The 23,747-nt window shown below is 69.3% G+C and carries 21 protein-coding genes; 12 read left to right on the top strand and 9 right to left on the bottom strand.

Features of this window, described 5'->3' with window-relative positions:
• Positions 1 to 221 precede the first annotated feature (221 nt).
• The 4 genes from CCO03_RS15385 to gpmA form a co-directional block, all read right to left on the bottom strand.
• Positions 222 to 593: a response regulator gene (locus tag CCO03_RS15385; protein WP_087282460.1), complete on the bottom strand. Its 372-nt coding sequence runs from the start codon at positions 591 to 593 to the stop codon at positions 222 to 224.
• Between the two features lie 12 nt (positions 594 to 605).
• A complete protein-coding gene (locus CCO03_RS15380; RefSeq protein ID WP_087282458.1) occupies positions 606 to 1,457 on the bottom strand; it encodes a HesA/MoeB/ThiF family protein in 852 nt (283 codons plus the stop codon).
• Positions 1,458 to 1,575: 118 nt separating this feature from the next.
• Complete coding sequence (locus CCO03_RS15375; RefSeq protein ID WP_087282457.1) at positions 1,576 to 3,063, bottom strand: S41 family peptidase; 1,488 nt, start codon at positions 3,061 to 3,063, stop codon at positions 1,576 to 1,578.
• A gap of 132 nt (positions 3,064 to 3,195) precedes the next feature.
• Positions 3,196 to 3,942 (bottom strand): 2,3-diphosphoglycerate-dependent phosphoglycerate mutase, encoded by a 747-nt coding sequence (gene gpmA, locus CCO03_RS15370; protein WP_087282455.1) that lies wholly within the window; start codon positions 3,940 to 3,942, stop codon positions 3,196 to 3,198.
• Between the two features lie 165 nt (positions 3,943 to 4,107).
• On the opposite strand from gpmA, the gene CCO03_RS15365 reads away from it, so the two are divergent.
• The 5 genes from CCO03_RS15365 (at position 4,108) to CCO03_RS15345 (ending at position 7,117) form a co-directional block, all read left to right on the top strand.
• Positions 4,108 to 4,518, top strand: a complete 411-nt coding sequence (locus CCO03_RS15365) for a rhodanese-like domain-containing protein (protein WP_087282454.1) — start codon at positions 4,108 to 4,110, stop codon at positions 4,516 to 4,518.
• A 17-nt stretch (positions 4,519 to 4,535) separates the two neighbouring features.
• The gene (gene grxC, locus CCO03_RS15360) at positions 4,536 to 4,793 is read left to right on the top strand and encodes a glutaredoxin 3 (protein WP_087282453.1); all 258 of its coding nucleotides are present in this window, start codon (positions 4,536 to 4,538) and stop codon (positions 4,791 to 4,793) included.
• A gap of 111 nt (positions 4,794 to 4,904) precedes the next feature.
• Positions 4,905 to 5,348: a protein-export chaperone SecB gene (gene secB, locus CCO03_RS15355; RefSeq protein WP_087284783.1), complete on the top strand. Its 444-nt coding sequence runs from the start codon at positions 4,905 to 4,907 to the stop codon at positions 5,346 to 5,348.
• Between the two features lie 25 nt (positions 5,349 to 5,373).
• The gene (locus CCO03_RS15350) at positions 5,374 to 6,375 is read left to right on the top strand and encodes an NAD(P)H-dependent glycerol-3-phosphate dehydrogenase (protein ID WP_087284782.1); all 1,002 of its coding nucleotides are present in this window, start codon (positions 5,374 to 5,376) and stop codon (positions 6,373 to 6,375) included.
• Between the two features lie 13 nt (positions 6,376 to 6,388).
• Positions 6,389 to 7,117, top strand: a complete 729-nt coding sequence (locus tag CCO03_RS15345) for a metallophosphoesterase (RefSeq protein WP_087282451.1) — start codon at positions 6,389 to 6,391, stop codon at positions 7,115 to 7,117.
• A 468-nt stretch (positions 7,118 to 7,585) separates the two neighbouring features.
• Here the strand turns inward: CCO03_RS15345 and panC are convergent, their stop codons facing one another.
• Entirely contained in the window at positions 7,586 to 8,452 is an 867-nt protein-coding gene (gene panC / locus CCO03_RS15340) for a pantoate--beta-alanine ligase (protein ID WP_087282449.1), read from the bottom strand.
• Positions 8,453 to 8,769: 317 nt separating this feature from the next.
• On the opposite strand from panC, the gene cueR reads away from it, so the two are divergent.
• The 3 genes from cueR (at position 8,770) to CCO03_RS15325 (ending at position 12,477) form a co-directional block, all read left to right on the top strand.
• Complete coding sequence (gene cueR, locus CCO03_RS15335; RefSeq protein WP_087282448.1) at positions 8,770 to 9,258, top strand: Cu(I)-responsive transcriptional regulator; 489 nt, start codon at positions 8,770 to 8,772, stop codon at positions 9,256 to 9,258.
• Between the two features lie 160 nt (positions 9,259 to 9,418).
• The gene (locus tag CCO03_RS15330; protein ID WP_335583020.1) at positions 9,419 to 10,855 is read left to right on the top strand and encodes an aminotransferase class I/II-fold pyridoxal phosphate-dependent enzyme; all 1,437 of its coding nucleotides are present in this window, start codon (positions 9,419 to 9,421) and stop codon (positions 10,853 to 10,855) included.
• Positions 10,856 to 10,989: 134 nt separating this feature from the next.
• Positions 10,990 to 12,477, top strand: coding sequence for a cobyric acid synthase (locus CCO03_RS15325; RefSeq protein ID WP_087284778.1), 1,488 nt, complete (start codon positions 10,990 to 10,992; stop codon positions 12,475 to 12,477).
• A 65-nt stretch (positions 12,478 to 12,542) separates the two neighbouring features.
• Here the strand turns inward: CCO03_RS15325 and CCO03_RS15320 are convergent, their stop codons facing one another.
• Positions 12,543 to 13,787 carry a metallophosphoesterase gene (locus CCO03_RS15320; protein WP_087282446.1) on the bottom strand — a complete coding sequence of 415 codons (1,245 nt, stop codon included), beginning with the start codon at positions 13,785 to 13,787 and terminating at the stop codon, positions 12,543 to 12,545.
• Positions 13,788 to 13,969: 182 nt separating this feature from the next.
• Here CCO03_RS15320 and CCO03_RS15315 point away from each other — a divergent pair, with 182 nt between their 5' ends.
• On the top strand, positions 13,970 to 18,352 hold the full coding sequence (locus CCO03_RS15315) for a DUF3418 domain-containing protein (protein WP_157667727.1): 4,383 nt from the start codon (positions 13,970 to 13,972) through the stop codon (positions 18,350 to 18,352).
• Between the two features lie 366 nt (positions 18,353 to 18,718).
• On the opposite strand, the gene CCO03_RS15310 is transcribed toward CCO03_RS15315, so the two are convergent.
• A complete protein-coding gene (locus CCO03_RS15310; protein ID WP_087282445.1) occupies positions 18,719 to 20,032 on the bottom strand; it encodes a type II toxin-antitoxin system HipA family toxin in 1,314 nt (437 codons plus the stop codon).
• A 32-nt stretch (positions 20,033 to 20,064) separates the two neighbouring features.
• A complete protein-coding gene (locus CCO03_RS15305; protein ID WP_087282443.1) occupies positions 20,065 to 20,424 on the bottom strand; it encodes a helix-turn-helix transcriptional regulator in 360 nt (119 codons plus the stop codon).
• Positions 20,425 to 20,664: 240 nt separating this feature from the next.
• Between CCO03_RS15305 and CCO03_RS15300 the strand changes: the two genes are divergently transcribed.
• From CCO03_RS15300 to CCO03_RS15290, 3 genes are all read left to right on the top strand, one after another.
• Positions 20,665 to 21,858: a cupin domain-containing protein gene (locus CCO03_RS15300; protein ID WP_087282441.1), complete on the top strand. Its 1,194-nt coding sequence runs from the start codon at positions 20,665 to 20,667 to the stop codon at positions 21,856 to 21,858.
• A gap of 163 nt (positions 21,859 to 22,021) precedes the next feature.
• Positions 22,022 to 22,474 carry a hypothetical protein gene (locus CCO03_RS15295; RefSeq protein ID WP_157667726.1) on the top strand — a complete coding sequence of 151 codons (453 nt, stop codon included), beginning with the start codon at positions 22,022 to 22,024 and terminating at the stop codon, positions 22,472 to 22,474.
• Positions 22,475 to 22,667: 193 nt separating this feature from the next.
• The gene (locus tag CCO03_RS15290; protein ID WP_157667725.1) at positions 22,668 to 22,937 is read left to right on the top strand and encodes a hypothetical protein; all 270 of its coding nucleotides are present in this window, start codon (positions 22,668 to 22,670) and stop codon (positions 22,935 to 22,937) included.
• Between the two features lie 262 nt (positions 22,938 to 23,199).
• Here the strand turns inward: CCO03_RS15290 and CCO03_RS15285 are convergent, their stop codons facing one another.
• Positions 23,200 to 23,667: a DUF2721 domain-containing protein gene (locus tag CCO03_RS15285; protein ID WP_236903869.1), complete on the bottom strand. Its 468-nt coding sequence runs from the start codon at positions 23,665 to 23,667 to the stop codon at positions 23,200 to 23,202.
• Positions 23,668 to 23,747 lie beyond the last annotated feature (80 nt).

Below are 23,747 nucleotides of genomic sequence, written 5' to 3'. Positions count from 1 at the left end.
GTCTGCAGGCGCATTGTCCGGGAGGCGGTTCGCCAAATTGGCCTGTCGTCTCAAGGCAGTATGGTGGCTCAGTCGACGATTTTTATCGGAAAACTGGCCATACTGGATTGAGCGGTCTGGGCTGCGTGATGCGCGAGACCTGCGTGATCGCCGCCAACCCGGCTTGCGCAGGGTGCGCACATCGTGCAGGCGCCATGGTCTACCCAGCGCCCACCGCGGGGCTACCGCAGTGCCTGGCAGTAGTCGATGAGGGCGTCCACGTCGCCGGACTTGTCGAACACCTCGTCGCAGCCCAGCTCGCGGCAGCGCCTGGCCACGTCGCGCGTCGCGTAGTTGCTGATCACGACGAGTTTTTGGCTGGGCGGGCGCTGGTCGACGGCGGCCAGCACGCCCATGCCGCTGCCTTGCTTGAGGAACAGGTCCACCAGCGCCAGATCCCACTCATCCTGATGGGATTGCAACCAGGCCACGGCCTCGGCTTCGGTGTCGGCAAAGCCGACACACTCGACCTGGGCCAGATCCGCCAGCGTGGCGATCAGCTGGGTGCGGATGGTGGGGTTGTCTTCGACGATGAAGGTGCGCAGCCTGGACATGACAGGTGCATGTTACGCAGCCCCGCCGCTGGGCGTCGTCGCTGAACTGCCGCAGTGCGTGTAGGCAGGGTCTGATGTGGCGGCGTCGTTCAAGCCCACGGCGGCCGGTGGGTGGGCCGTCGTGCCACACACGGGGCAGTGGGCGTCGCGCGTCAGGCGCAGCTCGTCGAACCGCATGGTCATCGCGTCCACCAGCAGCAGGCTGGTCTGCAGGTGGCTGGGCAGGTACAGCAGGAGCTTCAGGGCCTCGGCCGCCTGGATGCTGCCCACGATGCCGACCAGGGGGGCGAACACGCCGAGGGTGGCGCAGGCCACGGCCTCGACCTGCTGCTCGGGCGGGAACAGGCAGGCGTAGCAGGGCGATTCGGCCTGGCGCAGGTCAAAGCTGCTGACCTGGCCGGCAAACCGGATGGCCGAGCCCGAGGCCAGGGGCTTGCGGTGCCGCACGCAGGCGGCGTTGATGCGCTGGCGCACCTCGAAGTTGTCGGTGCAGTCCAGCACCACATCCGCCTGCGGCACCAGCTCGGCGAGCAGCGCGTCGTCTGCGCAGCGCGCGTGCGTGGTGATGTGGGCCTGGCCGTTGAGGGCCAGCATGGCCAATTTGGCCGAGGCCACCTTGGGCTGGCCGACGCGCGCCTGGGTGTGGGCGATCTGGCGCTGCAGGTTGGTCAGGTCCACGTCGTCGTGGTCCACCAGCACCAGCCGGCCCACGCCCGCGGCGGCCAGGTACAGCGCCGCCGGCGAGCCCAGTCCGCCGGCGCCGACGATGAGGGCCGTGCTGGCCAACAGCCGCTCCTGGCCCTCGATGCCGATCTCGTCGAGCAGGATGTGGCGCGAGTAACGCAGGAGTTGGTCGTCGTTCACGGGGTACCCACAAGCAGGCCGACTGGCGCCGGGCAAGTCGCCATGGGGAAGGGCGGGCTGGCACCGCCAGCGGGCAGCATGGGGCTGCAGCCCTTCCAGGGACAACGGGCGTCAGGGCTTACTTCTTGTCCTTCTCGGCGGGTTTGCCGTTCTTCTTGGGCTTGGCATCGGGGTCGAGCTTGCGCTCCACCAGCGTGGTGCTGGCCTTCACCGGTTTGCCCTGCAGCTGGTTCAGGGCCTGCTGCAGCTGGAAGTCCTTGTCGCTGCCGAATTCCGGCGGGCGACGTTCCGAGGCGGGCTTCTTGGCCTCTTCTTCGAGGCGCTTGAGGGCCGCTTCACGGGCCTTCTCGCGCTCGGCATCTTCCTTGATCGCGGCCGGGTCTTCGCTCGGGCCGATCAGGTGTTTTTCCAGGTCGGCTTCGCGCACGCGCAGGGCGGCATAGGGGCTGCCCTCGGCCGTGTCGTCGACCATGATGTCGGGCACGATGCCCTTGGCCTGGATGGAGTTGCCGCTCGGCGTGTAGTAGCGCGCCGTGGTGATCTTGAGCGCCGTGTCCGGGCCCAGCTGGCGCACGGTCTGCACCGAACCTTTGCCGAAGGTCTGGCTGCCCATGACGGTGGCCCGCTTGTGGTCTTGCAGCGCGCCCGAGACGATTTCGCTGGCCGAGGCCGAGCCCTCGTTGACGAGCACCACCATGGGCACGCGCTTGAGGGCTTCGGGCAGGGTGTCGAGCGGGTCCGCCCCGCGGCGGCGCATGTAGTCGCCAGGCGTGGCCTTGAAGACGGCCTTGCTTTCGCTGATCTGGCCGTCGGTCGACACCACGGTCACATCGGCCGGCAGGAAGGCGGCCGAGATGGCGATGGCCGCATCGAGCAGGCCGCCCGGGTCGTTGCGCAGGTCCAGCACCAGGCCCTTGAGGTTGGGGTCCTGCTTGTAGAGGTCCTTGGCCTTGGCGACGAAATCGTCCACCGTGCGTTCCTGGAACTGTGTGATGCGGATCCAGCCGTAGCCGGGCTGCACCAGCTTGGCCTTGACGGACTGCGTGCGGATTTCCTGACGCGTGATGGTGACGGGGAAGGTGCGGCTTTCGTCCTTGCGGAAGATGGTCAGCGTCACCTTGGTGTTGGGTTCGCCACGCATGCGCTTGACGGCGTCGTTGAGCGTCATGCCCTTGACGGCGGTGTCGTCGACCTTGGTGATGAGGTCGCCCGGCAGCAGGCCGGCCTTGTCGGCGGGCGAGCCTTCAATGGGCGAGACGATGCGGATCAGCCCGTCTTCGGACGTGATTTCGATGCCCACGCCGACGAAGCGGCCCGTGGTGCCCTCGCGGAATTCGGCGAAGGTCTTCTTGTCGAAGTACTGCGAGTGCGGGTCCAGGCCCGACACCATGCCCGAGATGGCGTCGGTGATGAGCTTTTTGTCGTCTGTGGGTTCGACGTAGTCGCTCTTGATGAGCCCATAGACCGCCGCCAGCTGCTGCAGCTCTTCGAGCGGCAGGGTGGGTGTGGCAGGGCCACGCGCCATGGTCTGCAGGGACACGGTGGCCATGGCACCGGCCAGCGCTCCTGCGGATATCCAGCCGGCGATCTTCATTTTGTGGCTCATACGTCTTGTCTTAAGGGAAGCGATCAAGGTCTTCGAGGACGAAGATGCCGCCAAAGTTCTGACATTCAAGGATGTGCAGGAGGATGCTTTGGCTCGGCATCTGTCATCGACGCAAACCGGGGGGTACTGCCGTCAGGCAGATTTTCCCTGGCTGGCAACGGCCGCAGCCGCCTTGGCGGCGGCCTCGGCATCGCCCAGATAGTAACTGCGGATGGGCTTGAGCTCGGCGTCCAGCTCGTAAACCAGGGGAATGCCGTTAGGCACGTTCACGCCGACGATGTCGTCGTCCGAAATCCGGTCCAGGTACTTGATGAGGGCGCGGATGGAGTTGCCGTGCGCCGCGATCACCACGCGCTTGCCCGACCGGATGGTCGGGGCGATCTGCTCGTTCCAGAACGGCAGCACGCGCGCCACGGTGTCCTTCAGGCACTCCGTCAGGGGCACGTCGGCGGCGGCCAGGCCAGCATAGCGCCGGTCACCGCGCTCGCTGCGCGGGTCGCTCGCTTCCAGGGCCGGCGGCGGCGTGTCGTAGCTGCGGCGCCAGACCAGCACCTGGTCGTCGCCATACTGCTTGGCGGTTTCCGCCTTGTTCAGGCCCTGCAGGGCGCCGTAGTGCCGCTCGTTCAGGCGCCAGTCCTTGACCGTGGGCAGCCATTGGCGGTCGAGCTCGTCCAGCGCGTGCCACAGCGTGTGGATGGCACGCTTGAGCACGCTGGTGTAGGCCAGGTCGAACTCATAGCCCTCTTGCTTGAGCAGGCGTCCTGCTTGCTTGGCCTGCTCCACGCCCGTGGGGGTCAGGTCGACGTCGGTCCAGCCGGTGAAGCGGTTTTCCAGGTTCCAGGTGGATTCGCCATGGCGAATCAAAACGAGTTTGTACATGCAGTGGCGCGGGGCAAGTCCCGCCAGAGAAGGTGAACGGAGAGGCCACGCCCGGGGCGCGAACTCGGCAGCATTTTAGAATCGCCTGCTTTGGCCAGGCTGAAGGCGTCCGCATCCGCGGCAACGCGGCGGCGGCTGGCTGCTTGCTCAAGAAAGGCTCAACAAGTGCAATTCATCGTGGCGAACTGGATGCTGATCGCGGTTGCCCTGGCATCCGGCGGCATGCTGCTGTGGCCCGTGGTGTCGGGTGGCGTGGGGGCCGGCGAGGTCAGCGCGGCCCAGGCCGTGCAGCGCATCAACCGCGACAAGGCGGTGCTCATCGACGTGCGCGATGCCGCCGAGTTCGCGACCCAGCACGCGCAGGGCGCGCGCAACGTGCCGCTGGCCGAGCTGGAGGCGCGCCTGCCAAACGAGGTGAAGAACAAGGCCACGCCGGTCATCCTGGTGTGCGCCAGCGGCACCCGCTCGCGCCGCGCCGTGGCCGTGGCCAAGAAGCTGGGCTACGAGCAGGCCGCGTCGCTGTCCGGCGGCGTGAAGGCGTGGCTGGATGCCGGCTTGCCCATCGACAAAGCCTGAACCGCAAGGAGCAACCCATGGCCAAAGTGACCCTGTACGTGAAAGACTGGTGCCCTTACTGCCAGCGTGCCAAGCAGCTGCTGGCGAGCAAGGGCGTGACGGACATCGAGCTCATCGACATCGAAGCCGATCCCGAGCAGGCCGCGCAGATGATGACGCGCACAGGCCGCCGCACGGTGCCGCAAATCTACGTCGGCGAGACCCATGTGGGTGGGTTCGACGACATGGCCGCGCTCGATCGCGCGGGCCGGTTGGATCCCCTGCTGGCGGGCTGATACCCCGGCGAAAACGGCCTGGCGGGCTGCGATAATGCCCGCCGGACCACATCTGGATGGGGGGCGATGGCGCCCCTTTTTGTTGACATCACAACGCTGGAAAGCAAACGCATGGCCGATACCGATCCCGTCTTCCAAATTCAACGCGTGTACCTGAAAGAGGCCTCGCTCGAGCAGCCCAATTCGCCGGCCATCCTGCTGGAGCAGGAGCAACCCAACGTCGACATTCAACTGGCCGTGTCCATGGACAGCCTGGCCGATGGCGTCTTCGAAGTGAGCTGCACCGCCACCGTGACGACCAAGCTCAAGGACCGCACGGTGTTCCTGGTCGAGTGCAAGCAGGCCGGCATCTTCGAAATCCGCAACATCCCCGAAGAACAGATGCAGGGCGTGCTGAGCGTGGCCTGCCCGCAGATCATCTACCCCTACCTGCGTGGCAACGTGGCCGACGTCGTCACGCGTGCCGGCTTCCCGCCCGTGCACCTGGCCGAGATCAACTTCCAGGCCATGTACGAGCAGCAGGTCGCGGCTCAGGCCAACGCCACGGCGCAGTGAGCGTCGCGCGCCGGTGAAGCCATCCCTGCGCATCCACGTCCTGGGCGCCGGTGCCTGGGGCACGGCGGTGGCGATCGCGGCCGCCCGTCATCCAGCCCGGCACGCCGTCACGCTGTTCGCGCGTCGCGACGAGCAGGTGTCGGCCCTGCGCGCCGAAGGCGGCAACAGCCGCTACCTGCCCGGCGTGGTGTTCCCTGACGGGTTGCAGGTGTCGCCCTGGCGCGACCTGGCGCCGAACGAGGCCGAGCTGACCATCGTCGCCACACCCACCTCGGCCCTGCGGGGGCAGCTGGGTGAACTGGCGCAGCTGACGCATCCCGTGGCCTGGTTGTGCAAGGGCTTCGAGGCCGAGTCCGGCTTCATGCCGCACGAGGTGCAGCAGGCCGTGGCGCCGCAGCTGCAGGGCGGGGCGCTCACCGGCCCCAGCTTTGCGCTGGAAGTTGCCCAAGGCAAGCCTGCTGCCCTGGTGGCGGCCAGTGCGCACGCCGAGGTGCGTGAACGCCTGGTGCAGGCCTTCCACGGCGCCAGCCTGCGCATCTATGGCAACGAAGACGTCGTGGGCGCCGAAGTCGGCGGAGCCGTCAAGAACGTGATGGCGATTGCCGCCGGCTTCAGCGATGGGCTGGAGCTGGGCATGAACGCCCGCGCGGCGCTGCTCACCCGCGGCCTGGCCGAGATGACGCGGCTGGGCCAGGCCCTGGGCGCCCACACCGACACCTTCATGGGGTTGTCGGGCATGGGCGACCTGGTGCTGACGGCCACGGGCAACCTCAGCCGCAACCGCAACGTCGGCTTGCAGCTGGCGCAGGGCCGGTCGCTGGACGCCATCCTGCAGCAGCTGGGCCACGTGGCCGAGGGCGTGTACAGCTGCGAAACCGTGGTCGCGCGGGCGCGCCGCCTGGGGGTCGAGTTGCCGATCGCCGAAGCGGTCTGGGCCTTGTTGTCGGGCCGGCTGAAGGCGGCCGACGTGGTCGGGGTGCTGATGGGCCGCGAGCCCAAACCCGAGCACCCGACGACCTTGCCCTGAGCGCTCAACGGCCATGTTCGCCGAGACCCTGCGGCACATTCCCCTCAACGACACCGGCGGACGCGACATCGCCGTGGGGGACATCCACGGCAGCTTTTCCCAGTTGCGCCGCGCGCTGGCCATGGTGCATTTCTCGCCCGAACAGGGCGATCGCCTCTTTTCGGTCGGCGACCTGGTCGATCGCGGCCCCGAGTCGGACGAGGTGCTGAACTGGCTGGACAAGCCCTGGTTCCACGCCGTCGCCGGCAACCACGAATTCCTGGCCTTGCGCCGCGCCATGGGCGACCCCTACGAGGTGGTCGACCACCTGCGCAACGGCGGTCGCTGGCTCGACGTGTTCCGCGACGACGAGCGCGAGCGCCTGGTGCAGCTGCTGCAGGCCTTGCCGCTGGCCATCGAGGTCGACACCCCGCTGGGCCTGGTGGGCCTGGTGCACGCCGAATGCCCGGTCACCGATTGGGAGACGCTGCGCAGCACGCCGCTGCGGGCCCAGCAGCTGCACACGGCGCTCTGGTCCGTCGAGCGCATGCGCAAGAACCGGGGCGACGAGGTCGCCAACGTGCGCGCCGTGATCCACGGTCACGTCGTGGTCAGCAGCCTGCGCATCCTGGGCAATTGCTACTACATCGACACCGGCGGCTGGCGCCCCATGGGCAGCTTCACGCTGCTGGACCTGCACACCCTGCAGCCCCTGATCGGCCCCAAGGGCGATCCCCGGGTTTCTGCAGGTTTTGAGGTGTAGACAGCAGTATGGCCAGATTGCCGTTTTATGAACAACGGCAATGACCTGATACTGCATGAGTTAAGTGCAGTGCCCATGGCGGCGGGCTCGTGTGCCTGGGGCTTTGGGATGACCGGTTGGCCGCGGGTCCGGCAGCTCAACCTTCAAATCCACTGAATCCGTTCACGCGGCAGAGCTTGCAGCCATGCCTGGCAGCTTGAGCCGTGGCGGGGACGCAGGCCAGATGGCCGCAGTCCTTGGCGGATCAGCCGCCCAGAAAACCGGACTCAGCCCAGGTCGCCGGGCGTCCAAACGGTGCGGAGCGTGCGGGGCGGAGGCATCGCTGCCGGCATGGCTGAACTGGATGCGCCGGTCGCCCAGATGGCAGATCGCTCAGGTCAAAGCCTGCAGCGTTGAGTTTTTCTTCAGCAGTATGGCCAGATTGCCGTTTTGTATTCAACGGAAGCATGGTCATACCCCTTGTGTTGCTCACAGCTCCAGGTTGTCGATCAGGCGTGTGGTGCCCAGGCGCGCCGCACCCAGGGCGACCAGGGTGCCGGGGCCGTCCTGGTCGTTCGGGGCCTGCAGGTCGCTGCGGCGGCGCAGCGTCAGGTAGTCGGGCTGCCAGCCCTGGGCGCGCAGTGTCGCCAGGGCCTGGGCTTCCAGGGCCGGCACCTGGCTGGCCCAGGCGCCACCGGCTTGCGTGGCCTGCACGCTGGCCTGGGCCAGCGCCTGCAGGGCCTTGGACAGGGCCGTGGCCTGCTCGCGCTGCTCGGGCGACAGGTAGCGGTTGCGCGACGACAGCGCCAGGCCGTCGTCGGCCCGCGCCGTGGCCACGCTGACGATGTCGATGGGCAGCGCGAACTGCTGGACCATGTGCCGGATGACCATGAGCTGCTGGTAGTCCTTTTGCCCGAACACGGCCGTGCTGCGGGGGCGGCCCAGCAGGGCGGCCGAGAACAGCTTCATCACCACCGTGCACACGCCGGTGAAGAAGCCGGGGCGGAAGTGGCCTTCCAGCAGGTCGCCCAGCGCGGGGTCGGGCGTCACCTTGAAGGTCTGCGGCTCGGGGTAGAGGTCGCTTTCCTTGGGCGCGAACACGATGTCGCAGCCGGCGGCCTCGAGCTTGGCGCAGTCGTCCTGCAGCGTGCGCGGGTAGCTGTCGAAGTCCTCGTGGGGCAGGAACTGCAGGCGGTTCACGAAGATGCTGGTGACCAGGATGTCGCCCAGCGGCTTGGCGCGCTGGACCAGCGCAATGTGGCCTTCGTGCAGGTTGCCCATGGTGGGGACGAGGGCGGGGTGTTGGCTGCCGGCCAGGGCCTGGCGAAGGTCGGCGATGGTGTGAACGACGTGCATGGGCGAGCGGGTGAAACGGCGGGCTGCCGCGCCGGCGGGTTGGCGCAGCAGGTGAATCAGGCGGCGAATTTACCCTGTACCGGCGCTTGCCCGGCGCATTGGGGCACCATGCCGGACGGAAACACCGGGCGCACGGCGCTGGCGTGGGCCTGGCAGACAGGCGAAAAGGGGGGGCCGCACAGGCGTCTCGGGCGTGGCCGAACGGGTCGGCCGCGCTGACTGCCAGCGGGTGGGGCGCCAACCTGCGCGGTCTGCAGCGGCCTGCGCCAGTGCCGCGATCCACGCCATGGCGCCCCGTTCCGCAACCAGGACACACCATGAACATTGGACAAGCGGCCCAGGCCTCCGGCGTGTCGGCCAAGATGATTCGCCACTACGAGGGCATCGGCCTGCTGCCGGCGGCCGAGCGCACCGACGCCGGTTACCGGCAGTACGGCGAGCGCGAGCTGCACACGCTGCGCTTCGTGCGGCGCGCGCGCGACCTCGGCTTCTCGCTCGACGAAATCCGGCAGCTGCTGGCGCTCTGGCTCGACCGCACGCGCCCCAGCAAGGCCGTGAAAGCGCTGGCCACGGCCCACGTGGTGGCGCTGGACCAGAAGATCGCCGAGCTGGAGGCCATGAAGGTCACCCTGCAAACCCTGGTGCAGCACTGCCACGGCGACGACCGGCCGGATTGCCCCATCCTGGCTTCGCTCGAGGCGGTGCCGGGCGTGACGCCGCGTGGCGAGGTGACGCCCGGCGAGGTGACGCCCGGCACCCCCGGACCCAATGGCACGGCGTCCTGCGACGCCTGCTCGACCCGCTAGCCACCGCTGGCTGGCCGCAGGGCCTGCCTGTGCCCGACGTGCGCGCGCGGCTCAGGGTGGCTGCGACAATCCAGGGTTTGGGTGACGCACAGCGACACACTCGGCGCGGAACGTCCTGCCTCGCGCAGGCTCTGACGCGCATCCCCGCAACGCATGCAACATGGTGAGTAAAGACAACGCCGTGGCCTTGAGCCACCCCGAGGTCGGCATGCCGACCGTGGCCGGTGTGGCCCGGAACGCCGGCCCGACCCAGGCCTTGCGCCAGGCAGCGCCGCCCCAGCCCTTGGCCGAAGGGGCCTTTGCCCAGGCCCTGGCCGGTGCGCTGGCCCAAGGTCTCGCGGAGGCGTCCGCCGAGGTCGTTGCCGAGTCTTCGACCGACGCCGAATCTGCGACCCGGGCTCACGCCAAGTCACCCGGTCAGCCTGTCGCCACGGTCCGTGGCCGCGCGGCGGAACACCCCGCTGCCGCTGAGCTGCAGGCGCGCCCCGAAGCCTCGGCCTCGGTGTCGGCGCGCCACGTGCACGGCGGGCCCGATGCACTGGGCGTGGCGCGGCACGACTTCTCCACCAACGCCAATGCCTGCGGCCCCTGCCCGCAAGCGGCCGAGGCGGTGGCGCAGGCCGATGCCAGCCATTACCCCGACCCGGAGTACGCGTCGCTCATTGCTGATTTATCATCGGAAATCGGGGTATACCCAGATCGAATCATCCTGGGCGCCAGCGCCAGCGAGTGCATTGCCCGCCTGACCGCAGCCGTGGCCAGCCGCGCCGGCCCGGCTGCGCCGCCGCGCGTGTGGGTGCCCCGCCAGGCCTATGGCGATTACGCGCGCGCCGCGCGCGCCTGGCAGCTGCCGCTGGCCAGCCAGCCGGGGCAGGCCGACCTCGTCTGGCACTGCGAACCGGCCAGCCCCACCGGCCAGGGGGTGCCCGAACTGGCGCACCTTGACGCCACGCACCCTGAGCAGGTCTGGGTGCTGGACGCCGCCTACGCGCCGCTGCGCCTGGACGGGCACAGCAGCCTGTCGCCGGCCCGGCGCGAGCAGGTCTGGCAGCTCTTCACGCCCAACAAGGCCCTGGGGCTGACGGGCGTGCGTGCGGCCTACCTGGTGGCGCCGCGCTCGGCGCTGGAGGTGGGCAGCCCGGCGTGGCAGCTGGCGCAGCGCCTGCGGGCCCTGGCCCCGTCGTGGCCGGTGGGTGCGCATGGCGTGGCCATGCTCAAGGCCTGGCTGCAGCCCGAGGTGCAGCAGTGGCTGCAGCGCTCGCTCGACCAGTTGCGCCGTTGGCGGCAGATGCAGAACGCCATGCTGCAGGCCATGGGCTGGGTGCTGCAGCCCAGCGACAGCCCCTATGGCGTGGCCAGGCCGCCGGTCGTGCCATCGCCCGCGGAGGGTGGCGTGGCCGATGCCGGTGCGAGTGAGCTGGCCGCGATGCTGGCCTTCATGCGCGCGCGCGGCGTCAAGTTGCGCGACACCACGTCCATGGGCCTGCCCGGCTGGGTGCGGCTGGCCGTGCGCCCGCCGGCCGACCAGGAGGCGCTGCGCGCTGCGTGGCACGCCTTCATCGCGTGGCGGCCCTCTGCCTTGGCAGTATCAACCTGATGGCGTTTCTTTTGTAACGGCTGTTGATGAATACCCCGTTTGATCTCAAAGGCGCGCCGAGCCTGCCTGATCGCCAGATCATGACCTCGCTGGACGAGGCTTCGCCTGGCCGGGCCTCTCCCAGCCGGGCCTTGATGGTGTGGGGCACCAGCAGCGGTGCCGGCAAAAGCTGGCTCACCACCGCGCTGTGCCGCCACCTGGCCAACCAGGGCCTGCGTGTGGCGCCCTTCAAGGCGCAGAACATGAGCAACAACGCCCGCGTGGTCGCGGGCCCTGATGGCGGCTTCGGCGAAATCGGGGCGGCGCAGTACTTCCAGGCCCTGGCCGCGCGCGCCACGCCCGAAGTCGCCATGAACCCGCTGCTGCTCAAGCCCGAAGCGGACACGCGCAGCCAGGTCGTGCTCATGGGCAGACCCGACGCCGAGCTCTCGGCCATGCCCTGGCGCGCCCGCAGCGCAGCCGTGTGGCCGCGCGTGCAGGCTGCGCTGCACGACCTGGCGGGTCGCTACGACGTGCTGGTGATGGAGGGCGCCGGATCGCCGGCCGAGATCAACCTGCAGGCGGGCGACTTCGTCAACCTGAAGGCCGCCGAAGCGGTGAACGCCCGCAGCCTGCTGGTGACCGACATCGACCGCGGCGGCGCCTTTGCCCACTTGTACGGCACCTGGGCGCTGCTGCCCCAGGCGCACCGCGCCCGCGTCGCCGGCTTTGTGCTGAACAAGTTCCGCGGCGATGCCGCGCTGCTGGCGCCGGGCCCCGAGCAGCTGCGGCAGATGACGGGCGTGCCCGTGGTCGGGGTCATCCCCATGCAGTGGGACCACGGCCTGCCCGAAGAGGATGGCGTCTTCGACGACGCCAGCCGCGGTGCGGTGGGGGCTGATGTGCGCGTCACCGTGGCCGTGGTGGCCTACCCGCGCGTGAGCAACCTCGACGAGTTCCAGCCGCTCAAGCACATCGCCGGCGTGCGCCTGGTGTGGGCGCGCAGCCCGGCCGAGCTGGCGGGCGCCGACTGGGTGGTGCTGCCGGGCTCCAAGGCCACGCTGGCCGACCTGCGCTGGCTGCGCGAGCGCGGGCTGGACGCCGCCGTGTGCGCCCACGCCGCGCGTGGGGGCCGGGTGCTGGGCATTTGCGGCGGGCTGCAGATGCTGGGCGAGGCGGTGCTGGACCCCGACGGCGTGGAGTGCGGCCCAGGCGCCAGCCTGGCCGACCGCAGCGCGCCGGGCCTGGGCCTGTTGCCGCTGGTCACGCAGTTCGGGGCCCGCAAGACGGTGCGCCGCACGCGGCTGCGCTTTGGCGCGCTGCAGGGCGCCTGGGCGCCGCTGCGTGACGTGGCGGTGCAGGGCTACGAGATCCACGCCGGACAAACCGCGTGGCACCCGGCCATGGCCGCACAGGCCACGCCGCGCGAGGTCATGCCCGGCCTGGCCTGGCAAAGCGCCGATGGCGCCGTGCTGGGCTGCTACCTGCACGGCTTGTTTGAAGACGCGGCCGTGCTGCACGCCCTGTTTGGCCAGGCCGCGCGCAGCCTGGATGCCGTGTTCGACGGCCTGGCGGCCAACCTGGCCGCCCTTGTGGACCTGGAGGCCGTGCTCGCCCCCATCGCCGAGAACGCCCGCGGCTAGCCGGGCAGGGTGAGGCGGGCCAGGGCGTGGATGCGCGCCTCAAACCCGTGCTTCAGGCCCACGCCTCAGACCCGCGCGGGCCGGCCGGCCCGCAGCACCAGCAGGTCGATGCTGGCGGGCACGCCCAGGCGCAGCGGAAAGCCCACCCACAGGCCCGCGCCGTTGCTGACGAAGAGCTGCATGCCACCCACCCGGTACAGCCCGCGCACGAAGCCGTCGTTGGCGGGCGCGACCAGCCAGCGGTCCATGCCCAGCACGTGGCCGCCATGGGTGTGGCCCGAGATCTGCAGGTCCACGGCCTTGCCGCTCGCTGCGCTGGTCGTGCCGTTTGCCGCTGCCTCGGCGCGCACCTGCTGTTGCGGGCCACCGGACAGGCCCTTGCCCGCGTTCACGCGCGCCAGCTTGGGCTGGTGGGCCAGCAGCAGGTGCAGGTCGCTGCCCGTGGCCTGCTGCACCACGGCGTCGATGTCGGGGGGCAGGCCCTCGGCCACCAGCGGGTTGCGGTTGCCGGCTGACAGGCGGCCATAGGCCGGATCGCCCACGCCCGAGATCGCCACGCGCTTGCCCCGGATGTCGATGGTCACCGACTGGTTTTCGAGGTATGTCAGGTTCAGCGTTTGAAACACATCGGTCCAGGCGTCATACCCGTTGTAGTACTCGTGGTTGCCGGGGGCTGCCCACACGCCGTGCGGCGCCCGCAGCTGGGCCAGGGGCGCGACGTGCCGCGCCCCCAGCGTGGCGTCGCCATCGGCCATGTCGCCGGGCAGCACGATGAGGTCGGGCCGGGCAGCGTTGGTGCGGTCGACCAGCGCCTGCACATGGCGCTCGTGCTTGACGGGCGTGGCGTGGATGTCGGCCAGCACGGCCACGCGCAGGCCATCCAGCTCGGCGGGGAGCTGGTCCAGCACGACCTCTTGCTCGCGCACTTCGGGCACGCGCAGGCCGCCGTACACGCCCCAGGCCGACACCACGCCGGCGAGCGTCAGCAGCCAGGCTGTGGCGCGCGAACGGTTGACGGGGCGCTCGCGCCGCAGCAGGCGCAGGCCCAGCCAGCCTACATCGCGCAGCAGCAGCAGGGGCACCATGAGCAGCAGCACGCCCATGACCCAGCCGCTGAACACCTGGGCGTGCACCACCGCGGCCTCGCTGAACCAGGCCCGGCGGTAGATCAGGATCAGCCCCACGGGCAGCAGGCCCAGCAAGGTGGTGGCCAGCACGGCCCAGGCGCGTGCGCGCCACGACAGGCTGAGCACGGGGGCCCACAGCCAGAAGGCGAGCACGGGCGCGATGAAGGTGGCGTAGAAGATCATGAACCGGCGGGCACGGGCCGACGTGGCCCGGGGCTGGGCGCAGCGGCTCTGAAGAAGGAGGACGGCGAGCGTACGTGAGCCGGGGAAACCCGATGCGGCGCGGGTGCTTGCGCCTAGGGGCGGAGCACGTTCCTTCAAGCTTGAGCGCCGGCCCCGGGGCGCTTGCGATAATCACCGCCCCCATGCCGCTTGACATCACCTTTCCCGCATCGCTTCCGGTTTCTGCGCGCCGCGACGACATCATGGCCGCGCTGGACCGGCACCAGGTCATCATCGTCTGTGGCGAAACCGGCTCGGGCAAAACCACGCAGTTGCCGAAGATGGCGCTGGCCCTGGGGCGCGGCAAGCTCAATGCGGCACCCGGCGAGCGCGGCCGGCTCATCGGCCACACGCAGCCGCGGCGCATCGCCGCCACCTCGGTCGCCAAGCGCATTGCGCAGGAGCTGAACACCCCGCTCGGCGAGGTCGTGGGCTACAAGGTGCGCTTCAACGACACCCTGTCCAAGGACGCCTCCATCAAGCTGATGACCGACGGCATCCTGTTGGCCGAGACGCAGACCGATCCGCTGCTCAAGGCCTACGACACGATCATCATCGACGAGGCGCACGAGCGCAGCCTGAACATCGACTTCCTGCTGGGCTACCTGCGGCAGATCCTGCCCAAGCGGCCCGACCTCAAGGTCATCGTCACCTCGGCCACCATCGACGCCGACCGCTTCGCGCAGCATTTCGGCAGGTGGGTGCCCGCGCAGGACGGCGACCCCAGCGCTGCCGGGGAGCCTGAGGGCGACGGCCACAGCGAAGGGCCGCCCCGAGCAAGGCCAGCCCCCCCGGAGGGCAGCGAACGACGCGAAGCGCGGGAGCGTGGGGGCAAATGGATCCCCGCGCCCGTCTTGATGGTTTCGGGCCGCACCTACCCCGTCGAGCACCGCTGGCGGCCGTTTGAAGAGTCGCGCGACTACGACCTGAACCGCGCCATCGCCGACGGCGTCGACGAGCTGTGGCGCGGCCGGCCCGGCGGGGACGTCCTGGTGTTCCTGCCCGGCGAGCGCGAGATCCGCGAGGCCGCCGACCACCTGCGCAAGCACCTGTCGGCCTCGCCGACTTTGCGCAATGCCGAGGTGCTGCCGCTGTTCGCGCGCCTGTCGCAGGCCGAGCAGGACCGGGTGTTCGACAGCAGCCACGTGCCGCGCATCGTGCTGGCCACCAACGTGGCCGAGACCTCGCTCACCGTGCCCGGCATCCGCTACGTGATCGACGCCGGCACGGCCCGCGTCAAGCGCTACAGCCTGCGCAACAAGGTCGAGCAGCTGCTGATCGAGCCGGTGAGCCAGGCGGCCGTGAACCAGCGCGCGGGCCGCTGCGGCCGGGTGGCCGATGGCATCGCCATCCATCTCTACGACGAGGCCGATTTCAACAGCCGGCCGCGCTTCACCGACCCCGAAATCCTGCGCTCTTCGCTGGCGGCGGTCATCCTGCGCATGATGGCCTTGCGCCTGGTGGACCAGCACCGGCGCGTGGAGGACTTCCCCTTCCTCGAGGCGCCGTCCAGCCGGGCCATCACCGATGGCTACCAGCTGCTGGCCGAGCTGGGCGCCGTGGATGACAAGCTGCAGCTGACCGAGGTCGGACGCCAGCTGGCGCGCCTGCCCATCGACCCGCGCGTGGGTCGCATGCTGGTCGAAGCCCAGGCGCGTGGCGCGCTGAGCGAGGTGCTGGTGATCGCCTCGGCGCTGAGCCTGCAGGACGTGCGCGAACGCCCCATCGAGCAGCAGGCCCAGGCCGACCAGGCCCACGCCAAGTTCGACGACGAGAAAAGCGAGTTCAGCGGCTACCTGCGGCTGTGGACCTGGCTGCACGATGCGCGCGGTGGCCGTGCGGCGACAACGCGTGCGCAGATGCAGGCGCAGGAACAGGGGCCGCTCGTGGCCGGGCCGTCCGCCGGCCGCGCCGGGCAGGGCAAGGCCGCCACGGCCAGCCACGCAGGCCTGCCGGCGGCGCAGCGTGCGCTGGCGCATGCCCTGCAGCAGGCCAAGAGTTCAGGGGTACCGGCCGGTGTCGTTGATGAAACCAACGCCAGCACGCACAAACTCTCCAACCGACAGTACGAGAGCCTGCTGCGCCAGAACTACATCAGCGTGCGTCGCGTGCGCGAGTGGCGCGACATCCACAGCCAGCTGCTGACCACGGTGCGCGAGGCGCGCTGGGCGATGAACGCGCAGGCCGCGGGCTACGAGGCCGTGCACCTGTCGATGTTGGCCGGCCTGCTGGGCAACGTGGGCTGGAAGATGGAAGACGGCGCCACCGGCGGCGCGCATGGCCAACCCGGCGCCAAGGCGGCCGGGGGGCGGCGGGGCTTCGAGCCCGATTACCTGGGCGCGCGCGGCATCAAGTTCCACCGCCACCCGGGGGCGCACCTGTCCAAGCGGCCCGGCCGCTGGATCGTCTGTGCCGAGCTGGTCGAGACCACGCGCCTGTTCGGGCGCGGCATCGCCAACATCGAGCCGCAGTGGATCGAGGACGTGGGCGCCCACCTGCTGCGCAAGCAGGTGCTCGAGCCCCACTGGGAGAAGAAGGCCGGCGACGTGATCGGCCTGGAGCGCGCCGTGCTCTATGGCCTGGTCATCTACAGCGGCCGCAAGGTGTCCTACAGCAAGGTCGACCCGGTCGAGGCGCGGCAGATCTTCATCCGCCAGGCCCTGGTCGAAGGCGAATGGGCCGAGGGCTGGGAGCGGCGCCTGCCGTTCCTGCAGGCCAATGCCAAGGCCATCGCCAAGGTCGAGTCGCTGGAGCACAAGTCGCGGCGGCAGGACGTGCTCGTCGACGAGCAGCTGATCTATGCCTTCTACGACCAGCAGGTGCCCGAGGGCATCAGCAATGCGCGCGATTTCGAGAAATGGTGGCGCCAGGCCAGCCAGGCCAACCCCGAGCTGCTGCGTTTCTCGCGCGACGACCTGATGCGACATGAGGCCGCGGGCATCACCTCGCAGGCCTTCCCGGCCACGCTGAAGCTGGGCGGTGTCGATTGCACGGCGACCTACCTGCACGAGCCCGGCCATGCACGCGATGGCCTGACGGTGACGGTGCCGCTGTTCGTGCTGAACCAGGTGAGCGAGGCGCGCTGCGAGTGGCTGGTGCCCGGCATGCTCAAGGACAAGGTCCAGGCCTTGCTCAAAAGCCTGCCGCAGCGCCCGCGCAGCCGTTTCGTGCCGCTGCCCGAGAGCGCCGCGCGCCTGGCGGCGAGCTTGAGCACCCCCGAGCGCTTCGGCGACGGCAGCCTGACCGACGTGCTGTTGAAGCAGGTGCGCGAGGAAACCAGCCTGGACGTGAAGCGCAGCGACTTCAAGCTCGACATGGTGCCGCCGCACCTGTTCATGAACCTGCGCGTGGTGGACGAGCACGGGCGCCAGTTGGGCCACGGCCGCAACCTCGGCGCGCTCAAGGCCGAGCTGGGCAAGCAGGCGCGCGGGGCCTTCCAGGCCCTGGCGGCGCTGCGCGTCGCGGGTCAGGACGGGCAGGCCGCGCCGGACGCGGCGACCCCGGGTGCGCCGTCGCGCCAGACGCAGCCGGGCAACGCCTCGGCCGCCGCGCAAGGCCGCCAGCAAGGCCAGCCTCCTCGGGCGGTGCCCGGTTCCGGGGCGGCGGACCCGGCGCAGCCGGGCAGCGCGGGGGCCTACTCCGCCGCCCTGGCGCAGGCGGTGTCGGGCGAGCAGGTCTACACCGACTGGTCGTTTGGCGAGCTGCCCGAGTTGCTCGAGCTGAAAAAGCGCGGCCAGACGCTGATCGGTTTTCCGGCCGTCGTCGATGCCGAGAAAGCGGGTGAGGGCGTGACCCTCGAGGTGTTCGACGAGCCCGAGGTGGCGGCGGCCCAGCACCGCCTGGGCTTGCGGCGGCTGTTCGCGCTGCAGGTGAAGGACGCGGTCAAGTACCTGGAAAAAAACATCCCCGACCTGCAGAAGATGGGCGTGGCCTACATGCCGCTGGGCACGGGGCCGGAGCTGGCGCGCCAGATCATCGACGTGGCGCTGGACCGCGCCTTTGTGCTGGACCCGCTGCCCACCGACGCGGCCAGCTTTGCCAAGCGCGTGCAGGACGGGCGGGGCCGCCTGACCCTGATCGCGGGCGAAGTGGCGCGCCAGACGGCGGCCATCCTCACCGAATACAGCGCCGCCGCGCGCAAGATCAAGGACACCAAGCACGCGCCCGAGGCGACCAAGGACGCTGCCGAGCAACTGGCCCGCCTGGTGCCCAAGGACTTTCTGGCCCGCACGCCGTGGCCGCAGCTGGCGCACTTTCCGCGTTACCTCAAGGCCATCGTGCTGCGGCTGGACAAGTACCGCGCCGACCCGGCGCGCGACGCGGCCAAACTGGCCGAGCTGCGCCCGCAGGAGCAGCGCTACGCGCGGCTGCTGGTCGAGCGCAAGGGCCAGGTCGATGCGCGCATGCAGGAGTTGCGCTGGCTGCTCGAAGAGCTGCGCGTGAGCTTTTTTGCCCAGGAGTTGCGCACGCCCATGCCCGTCAGCATCAAGCGGCTGGACAAGGTGTGGGCGCAACTCATGCAGTGAGGGGTATGAGGTTGTTGCCGATGAATCGACATCGGGAATGGCGCGATACTGCATGATTCTTTGATGCGGCGAAGGGCTGCCACGGCATGCCGTGCCTTGGCCTGGGCCGGGCGTAGCCACCAGCCGGGTGATCGGTGGCAGACGTCGTGCGGTGCCGGGGTCTGCGCAGGAGCCGCCCAACGTCTACTGATGAGCGTCATCCGCATGGTGGTGGGACGGAGCGCATGACACGTCCATCCGGGCCAGCTTGAGCAGATGACGAGGGCCGGCCTGACCGATGCAACCGTTCGAGGCGCTGCCGGGGATCGCCTGAACGGCCCCGACGGGTCTGGTGCCGCCTGAAGGGCGCGCGCAGGTGGCCGCGGACTACGTCGTGGCCAGCCGCACGTCGCCGCCCAGGCGCGCGCTCACCGCCTCGCGCATGGCCGGGGGCGTGTCGCGCAGCAGCGCGGGCCAGTCGGCCTGTGCCTGCCGCACCAGGGCTTTCAACCAGGCGACATGGCGCGCCGCGCGCCGCAGGCCAGCCGATTCGATCAAGGCCTTCAGCGCGTCCCAGGTCAGGGCGCGCATCGTCGCGTCGATGGCCTTGTTGACCGCGTACTGCTGCGGCGGCGAGCCGGGAAAGAAGGCCGCGACGCACACGCAGTCGTACGCCGGGGCCAGGCGCGGCTGGCGGCCATCGGGGTAGACCAGCGCCCAGTTCTTCAGGTGCGCATCGGTGTTGCCCATGAGCAGGGCGGCCACGGTGCGCGCCAGAAACTCGCGCGTGTCGGCCACGGGCTGGGGGCTCAGGGCGTCGAGCACGCGCAGCATGGTGGGCCAGTCCTGGTGCAGGCCTTTGCCGTATTTGTGGCGCGGGGCATAGCCCAGGGCCTGGTTGAACTCTTCCATGTGCACGCGCGAGCCATCGGGCAGGTGGTCGAAGCGCTGCACGGCCAGGATGTCGTGGAAGGGCACGTGTTCGGGCAACTCGGCCTGTTCGCGCGTGATGACGCGGGCGTCGGCCGTGGTCAACCCCAGGGCCTGGCACAGGCGGTAGCAGCCGTACTCGTTGGCGACCAGGTCGGGGTGCTGGCGGCTGGGCAGCTTGAGGATGACGCTGCCGGCCGCGCCGCGTCGGTGCACGGTGTAGCGGCGGCCATCCTGCACCGCGCTGAACTTGGTCACCACGCCGGGCAACGAAGCGGCATCGGCGACGGGAAACTCGACGAAACCCGGCTCGAGCACATCCAGCCCCTGCGTGGTGTGCCAGTGGCGCACGACATCGGGAATGGCTTCGCCCTGCGAGACGGGCTCGACCTCGAGCGCGCCCATCAGGTCATGGCCGGCCGCGGCCAGCAGCTCGAACTCGTCGTCGGGCGAACAGCCGCGTTCGGCGGCCAGGCGGTCGCGGTTATGGCCTTCGGGCAGCAGGTTCTGGAAGTAGGCCGGCCAGCGGCCATCGGTGCGCACCAGCCGGGCATCGCGCGCCGAGGTCAGGATGCGCTGGGTGTCTGCTTCGCTGCTGCCGAGGTAGCTCAGTGACACCGTTGGCCGTTCGGGGTCGGCGATGTAGTCGGCCTCGAAGGAGACGCGCAGGATGTCCCCGTACTGCGACAGGTAACCGATGGCCCGCCGCCCGCCGCCGCGAGCAGCCGGCTGGTGCAGGAACAGGCGCAGGTAGCGGATGGCGGTGGACATGGCAGCGGCTCAGCGAAGGGGTGCGCGGTGCATCACCGCGGTGGTTTGGCCTTGGGCGGGGTGTGGGACTGGCCAGGAAGGGTCCGGCCAGGAAGGGCCAGCTGCTCGACGACCGAGAGCGGGGCGTCGGCGCCGCTGGGCTGTGCCAGGTACTTGCCGCCCGACTGGATGAACGCCTGCAGCGCCGGCACCAGGTCACGCGGCACGGCCAGCAGCTCCAGGCCCAGCACGCGTGCCATCTCGCTCAGGGTGGAGTGGCGCGGATCGACCTCGCCGGTTTCGGTGCGCTGCACCGCCATGCGCGACAGGCCGGCGGCCTGGGCCAGTTCGGCCTGGGTCAGCTTGAGGGCTTTGCGGGTGTGGGCCAGGGTGTCGATCAGGGCGTCGGTCATGGTGGGCTAGAGCTGTTTGAGATCATTAATATACGCTTTTTTGATAAAAAGATTATAGAAATATGCTTTTTGATGCCTGGAGAAGGCAAGCCCAGTTCACACCGCCCGTCGACTGGGGCAGATGGGCTAGAGTGCCAGCCTTCGACCTGCGCTGCCGATGACAGGATGTGAAGGGGTATCTTGCAGATGCCGTTTCAGCAACAACGACAGCCATGGCATACCCCTCATTCTCGGTTTGACATGCATTTTGACGCACCCACGCCCCTGCTGGGCGGCCTTTCGCCTGCCACCTTCATGCGCCGCCATTGGCACAAGAAGCCGCTGTTGATCCGCCAGGCCGTGCCCGACATGCAGCCCCTGCTGTCGCGCACCGCGCTGTTCGAGCTGGCCGCGCAGGCCGACGTGGAGTCGCGCCTCATCGTGCGGCAGGCGGCCCCCGCACCGCGCAAGGGCAAAGGCCAGGCAGCGGCCCAGGCCGGTGACGACTGGCAGCTGCACCGCGGCCCCTTCAAGCGGCAGGCCCTGCCCAAGCTGAGCGCGCCCGACTGGACACTGCTGGTGCAGGGCGTGGACCTGCACCACGATGGCGTGCGCGCCTTGCTGGAGCAGTTCCGGTTCGTGGGCGATGCGCGCCTGGACGACGTGATGATCAGCTACGCCAGCCCGGGCGGTGGTGTCGGCCCGCACGTCGACAGCTATGACGTGTTCCTGCTGCAGGCCAGCGGCCGGCGGCGCTGGCGCATCAGCCACCAGCAGGACCTGTCGCTGCAGGCCGGCAAGCCGCTGAAGATCCTGCAGCACTTCGAGCCCGAGCAGGAGTGGGTGCTGGAGCCCGGCGACATGCTGTACCTGCCGCCCCAGTGGGCCCACGACGGCGTGGCCGAAAGCGCCGATTGCATGACCTATTCGGTGGGCTTTCGCGCCCCCACCGATGTGGAGCTGGTGCAGGAAATCCTGCTGCGCCTGGGCGAATTTGCCGCCGACGACGAAGACCGCGCGCGACGCTATGCCGATCCCAAGGCGCAGCCGGCGGCCGAGCCGGCGGCGCTCCCACCGGCGATGCTGGACTTTGCGGCCAAGGCCTTGCAGCGCGTGGCCGGCGATCCGCAGCTGCTGGCCCGCGCGCTGGGCGAGGTGCTGACCGACCTCAAACCCTCGGTGAACTTTGACGGCGACGCCGTGTCGGACCTGGGCTGGCAGCCGGGGCAGGGCTTGGCACTGGACCGGCGGACCCGCATGCTGCACGACCATCGCCACGTGTTCGTCAATGGCGAGGCCTTTGTCGTCGGCGGTCGCGATGGTCGCCTGCTGCGCCGTTTGGCCGACACCCGCCACCTTGGTGTCCGGGATGCCGCCGCCTTGAGCGAAGGCGCGCAGGCGGTGATGGCCGAATGGCTTGACATGGGGTGGTTGCATGTCCGAGATACCGAATGAAGCGTCGCCGGATGGGCTGATATCGCCGGGTGCGGCGGGCGCCCCTGGCCTGGGCGACCCCTGGCCGCCCGGCGCCATCCGCAAGGCACCGGAACCAGCAGCGCAGGTGCAGCTGGCGCCTGCCACCGGGGCGACAGGGCTGCCCATCGGGCTGCAGCGCGGTGTGGCCAGCTTTCAGGCGCTGGTGCGCCAGGTGATGGCGCAGGCTGTGCAGCGCGAGTGGCCGCGCCTCGTGCTGTGCGATCCGGATTTCGAGGCTTGGCCATTGGGTGAATCCCAGTTGGTGGCCGACCTGATGGCGTGGAGCCGGCGAGGCCGCGAGGTCGTCTTGCTGGCGCACCGCTTTGATGCCGTGCAGGCGCGGCACGCACGCTTTGTGACCTGGCGCAAGACCTGGTCACACATCGTGGAATGTTGTGTGGTTGCAACGACCGACCGCGAGCTGCCCCAAGGCATGATCTGGACCCCGGAATGGGCGCTCCAGGTACAGGACGCAGAGGGTTTCGCCTGCATCGGCAGTGAAAACCAGCGATTTCGGGCAGAGCTGTCGTCAAAATTGGACTTGCTGAGGCAGCGCAGCCGCCCAGGATTCGCCGTGAATATTTTGGGGCTGTAGCTGCTTGTTGCGTTTCGTTCACGCACGCGTCCCAGGGGCGCTAGGGCAATCCCTATAATTCGGTTTGCAAGGCAGGCAGGTCCGTGTAGTGAGGGCCACGTTGGCTTGCTTGGGTACAACGAATTGCTTTGAAAAAGGAATTGGGAAATGAATAAGTCGCTCCTGTTGGCTCTGTTTGCTTCGATCGCCATCGTTGGCTGCAGCAAAAAAGAAGAAGCTCCCGCAACCACCGAAACGCCCGCAGCCGCTGCTGCTGATTCGGCTGCTTCGGCTGCTGCTGATGCTGCAAACAGCGCCACCGAAGCCGCTTCGGCTGCCGTGGATGCCGCCGCCAGCGCTGGTTCGGCTGCTGCCACCGCCGTGGGCGACGCTGCTTCGTCCGCTGCTGACGCTGCCAACTCGGCCGCCAATGCTGCTGCTGACGCCGCTTCGGCTGCTGTGCAAGCCGCCAGCGACGCTGTGAGCAAGTAAGCCTCACACGCTGCAACCCGCCCCGGGTTGCGCTGAACAAGCCGCCGCGTGCGAACGCTGGCGGCTTTTTTCATGGCCGTTCGCGACGTGGCGCGCGCTCAGCGGCCCAGCCGACGCGTTCGAGGCACAAGCCACAGGGACTGGTCTGGTGGTCAGGTTGCGAACCCGGACACCTCAGCGACCACGTCAGCGGCTGCTGCTTGCACTGGTCAAACGACACCCGGTGCTGGCCTCTGAGCGGCGCGGAACCGCCCTCAACGGCGGGGCGCGGCCTCGAGTTCGTCGACCGCCGCCAGCACGTCGAATTTCAGGATCTGCGTGGCCAGCACCGTTTCCCACAAGAAACAGGCGAGCGCTGCGAGAAACGACACCACACCGCCCAGAAAGCTGCCCACCACGAGGTGCGGGCCGCCCACGTGCCAGAACTCGGCCAGGAACAGGAAGGCGATGGTCAGCCCGATGAGGAAGCCGCACAAGGTGAGCAGACCGATCGACACGTTGGCGACATGGCCCCGGCGCCGCAGGAAGGCCAGCTCGCGCACGCAGCGTGCCGTGTGGACGGGGTCGTCGTGCTGCGGGATGCTGGCCTCGACCACGCGCGCCCGGTCGATGATGCGGGCCAGGCGCTGGGCCACCGCCCCCACCATGCCGGACACGGCGGTGAGGAAGAACACAGGGGCAATCGACAGCTGGATGCTGTGCGTGATCGTGGCGGCGTCCATGGCAAGTGGTGTGACAGGCGGGCCCGCATTGTCGTTGATTGCCTGGGTCGCCTGGCCGTTGTTGCGGCATGCAGGCATCG

This window comes from Comamonas serinivorans, from assembly GCF_002158865.1.
Taxonomy (GTDB): Bacteria; Pseudomonadota; Gammaproteobacteria; order Burkholderiales; family Burkholderiaceae_C; genus Comamonas_E; species Comamonas_E serinivorans.
Note: the sequence above shows the minus strand (reverse complement) of the source record. Positions and strands in the feature narration are given on the sequence as shown.

Bases quoted from the DNA above. Each gene is read 5' to 3' on its own strand.
- CCO03_RS15385 (WP_087282460.1), bottom strand. From the start codon at position 593: ATGTCCAGGCTGCGCACCTTCATCGTCGAAGACAACCCCACCATCCGC.
- CCO03_RS15375 (WP_087282457.1), bottom strand. From the start codon at position 3,063: ATGAGCCACAAAATGAAGATCGCCGGCTGGATATCCGCAGGAGCGCTG.
- gpmA (WP_087282455.1), bottom strand. From the start codon at position 3,942: ATGTACAAACTCGTTTTGATTCGCCATGGCGAATCCACCTGGAACCTG.
- grxC (WP_087282453.1), top strand. From the start codon at position 4,536: ATGGCCAAAGTGACCCTGTACGTGAAAGACTGGTGCCCTTACTGCCAG.
- secB (WP_087284783.1), top strand. From the start codon at position 4,905: ATGGCCGATACCGATCCCGTCTTCCAAATTCAACGCGTGTACCTGAAA.
- CCO03_RS15345 (WP_087282451.1), top strand. From the start codon at position 6,389: ATGTTCGCCGAGACCCTGCGGCACATTCCCCTCAACGACACCGGCGGA.
- panC (WP_087282449.1), bottom strand. From the start codon at position 8,452: ATGCACGTCGTTCACACCATCGCCGACCTTCGCCAGGCCCTGGCCGGC.
- cueR (WP_087282448.1), top strand. From the start codon at position 8,770: ATGAACATTGGACAAGCGGCCCAGGCCTCCGGCGTGTCGGCCAAGATG.
- CCO03_RS15330 (WP_335583020.1), top strand. From the start codon at position 9,419: ATGGTGAGTAAAGACAACGCCGTGGCCTTGAGCCACCCCGAGGTCGGC.
- CCO03_RS15325 (WP_087284778.1), top strand. From the start codon at position 10,990: ATGGTGTGGGGCACCAGCAGCGGTGCCGGCAAAAGCTGGCTCACCACC.
- CCO03_RS15320 (WP_087282446.1), bottom strand. From the start codon at position 13,787: ATGATCTTCTACGCCACCTTCATCGCGCCCGTGCTCGCCTTCTGGCTG.
- CCO03_RS15315 (WP_157667727.1), top strand. From the start codon at position 13,970: ATGCCGCTTGACATCACCTTTCCCGCATCGCTTCCGGTTTCTGCGCGC.
- CCO03_RS15310 (WP_087282445.1), bottom strand. From the start codon at position 20,032: ATGTCCACCGCCATCCGCTACCTGCGCCTGTTCCTGCACCAGCCGGCT.
- CCO03_RS15305 (WP_087282443.1), bottom strand. From the start codon at position 20,424: ATGACCGACGCCCTGATCGACACCCTGGCCCACACCCGCAAAGCCCTC.
- CCO03_RS15300 (WP_087282441.1), top strand. From the start codon at position 20,665: ATGCATTTTGACGCACCCACGCCCCTGCTGGGCGGCCTTTCGCCTGCC.
- CCO03_RS15285 (WP_236903869.1), bottom strand. From the start codon at position 23,667: ATGGACGCCGCCACGATCACGCACAGCATCCAGCTGTCGATTGCCCCT.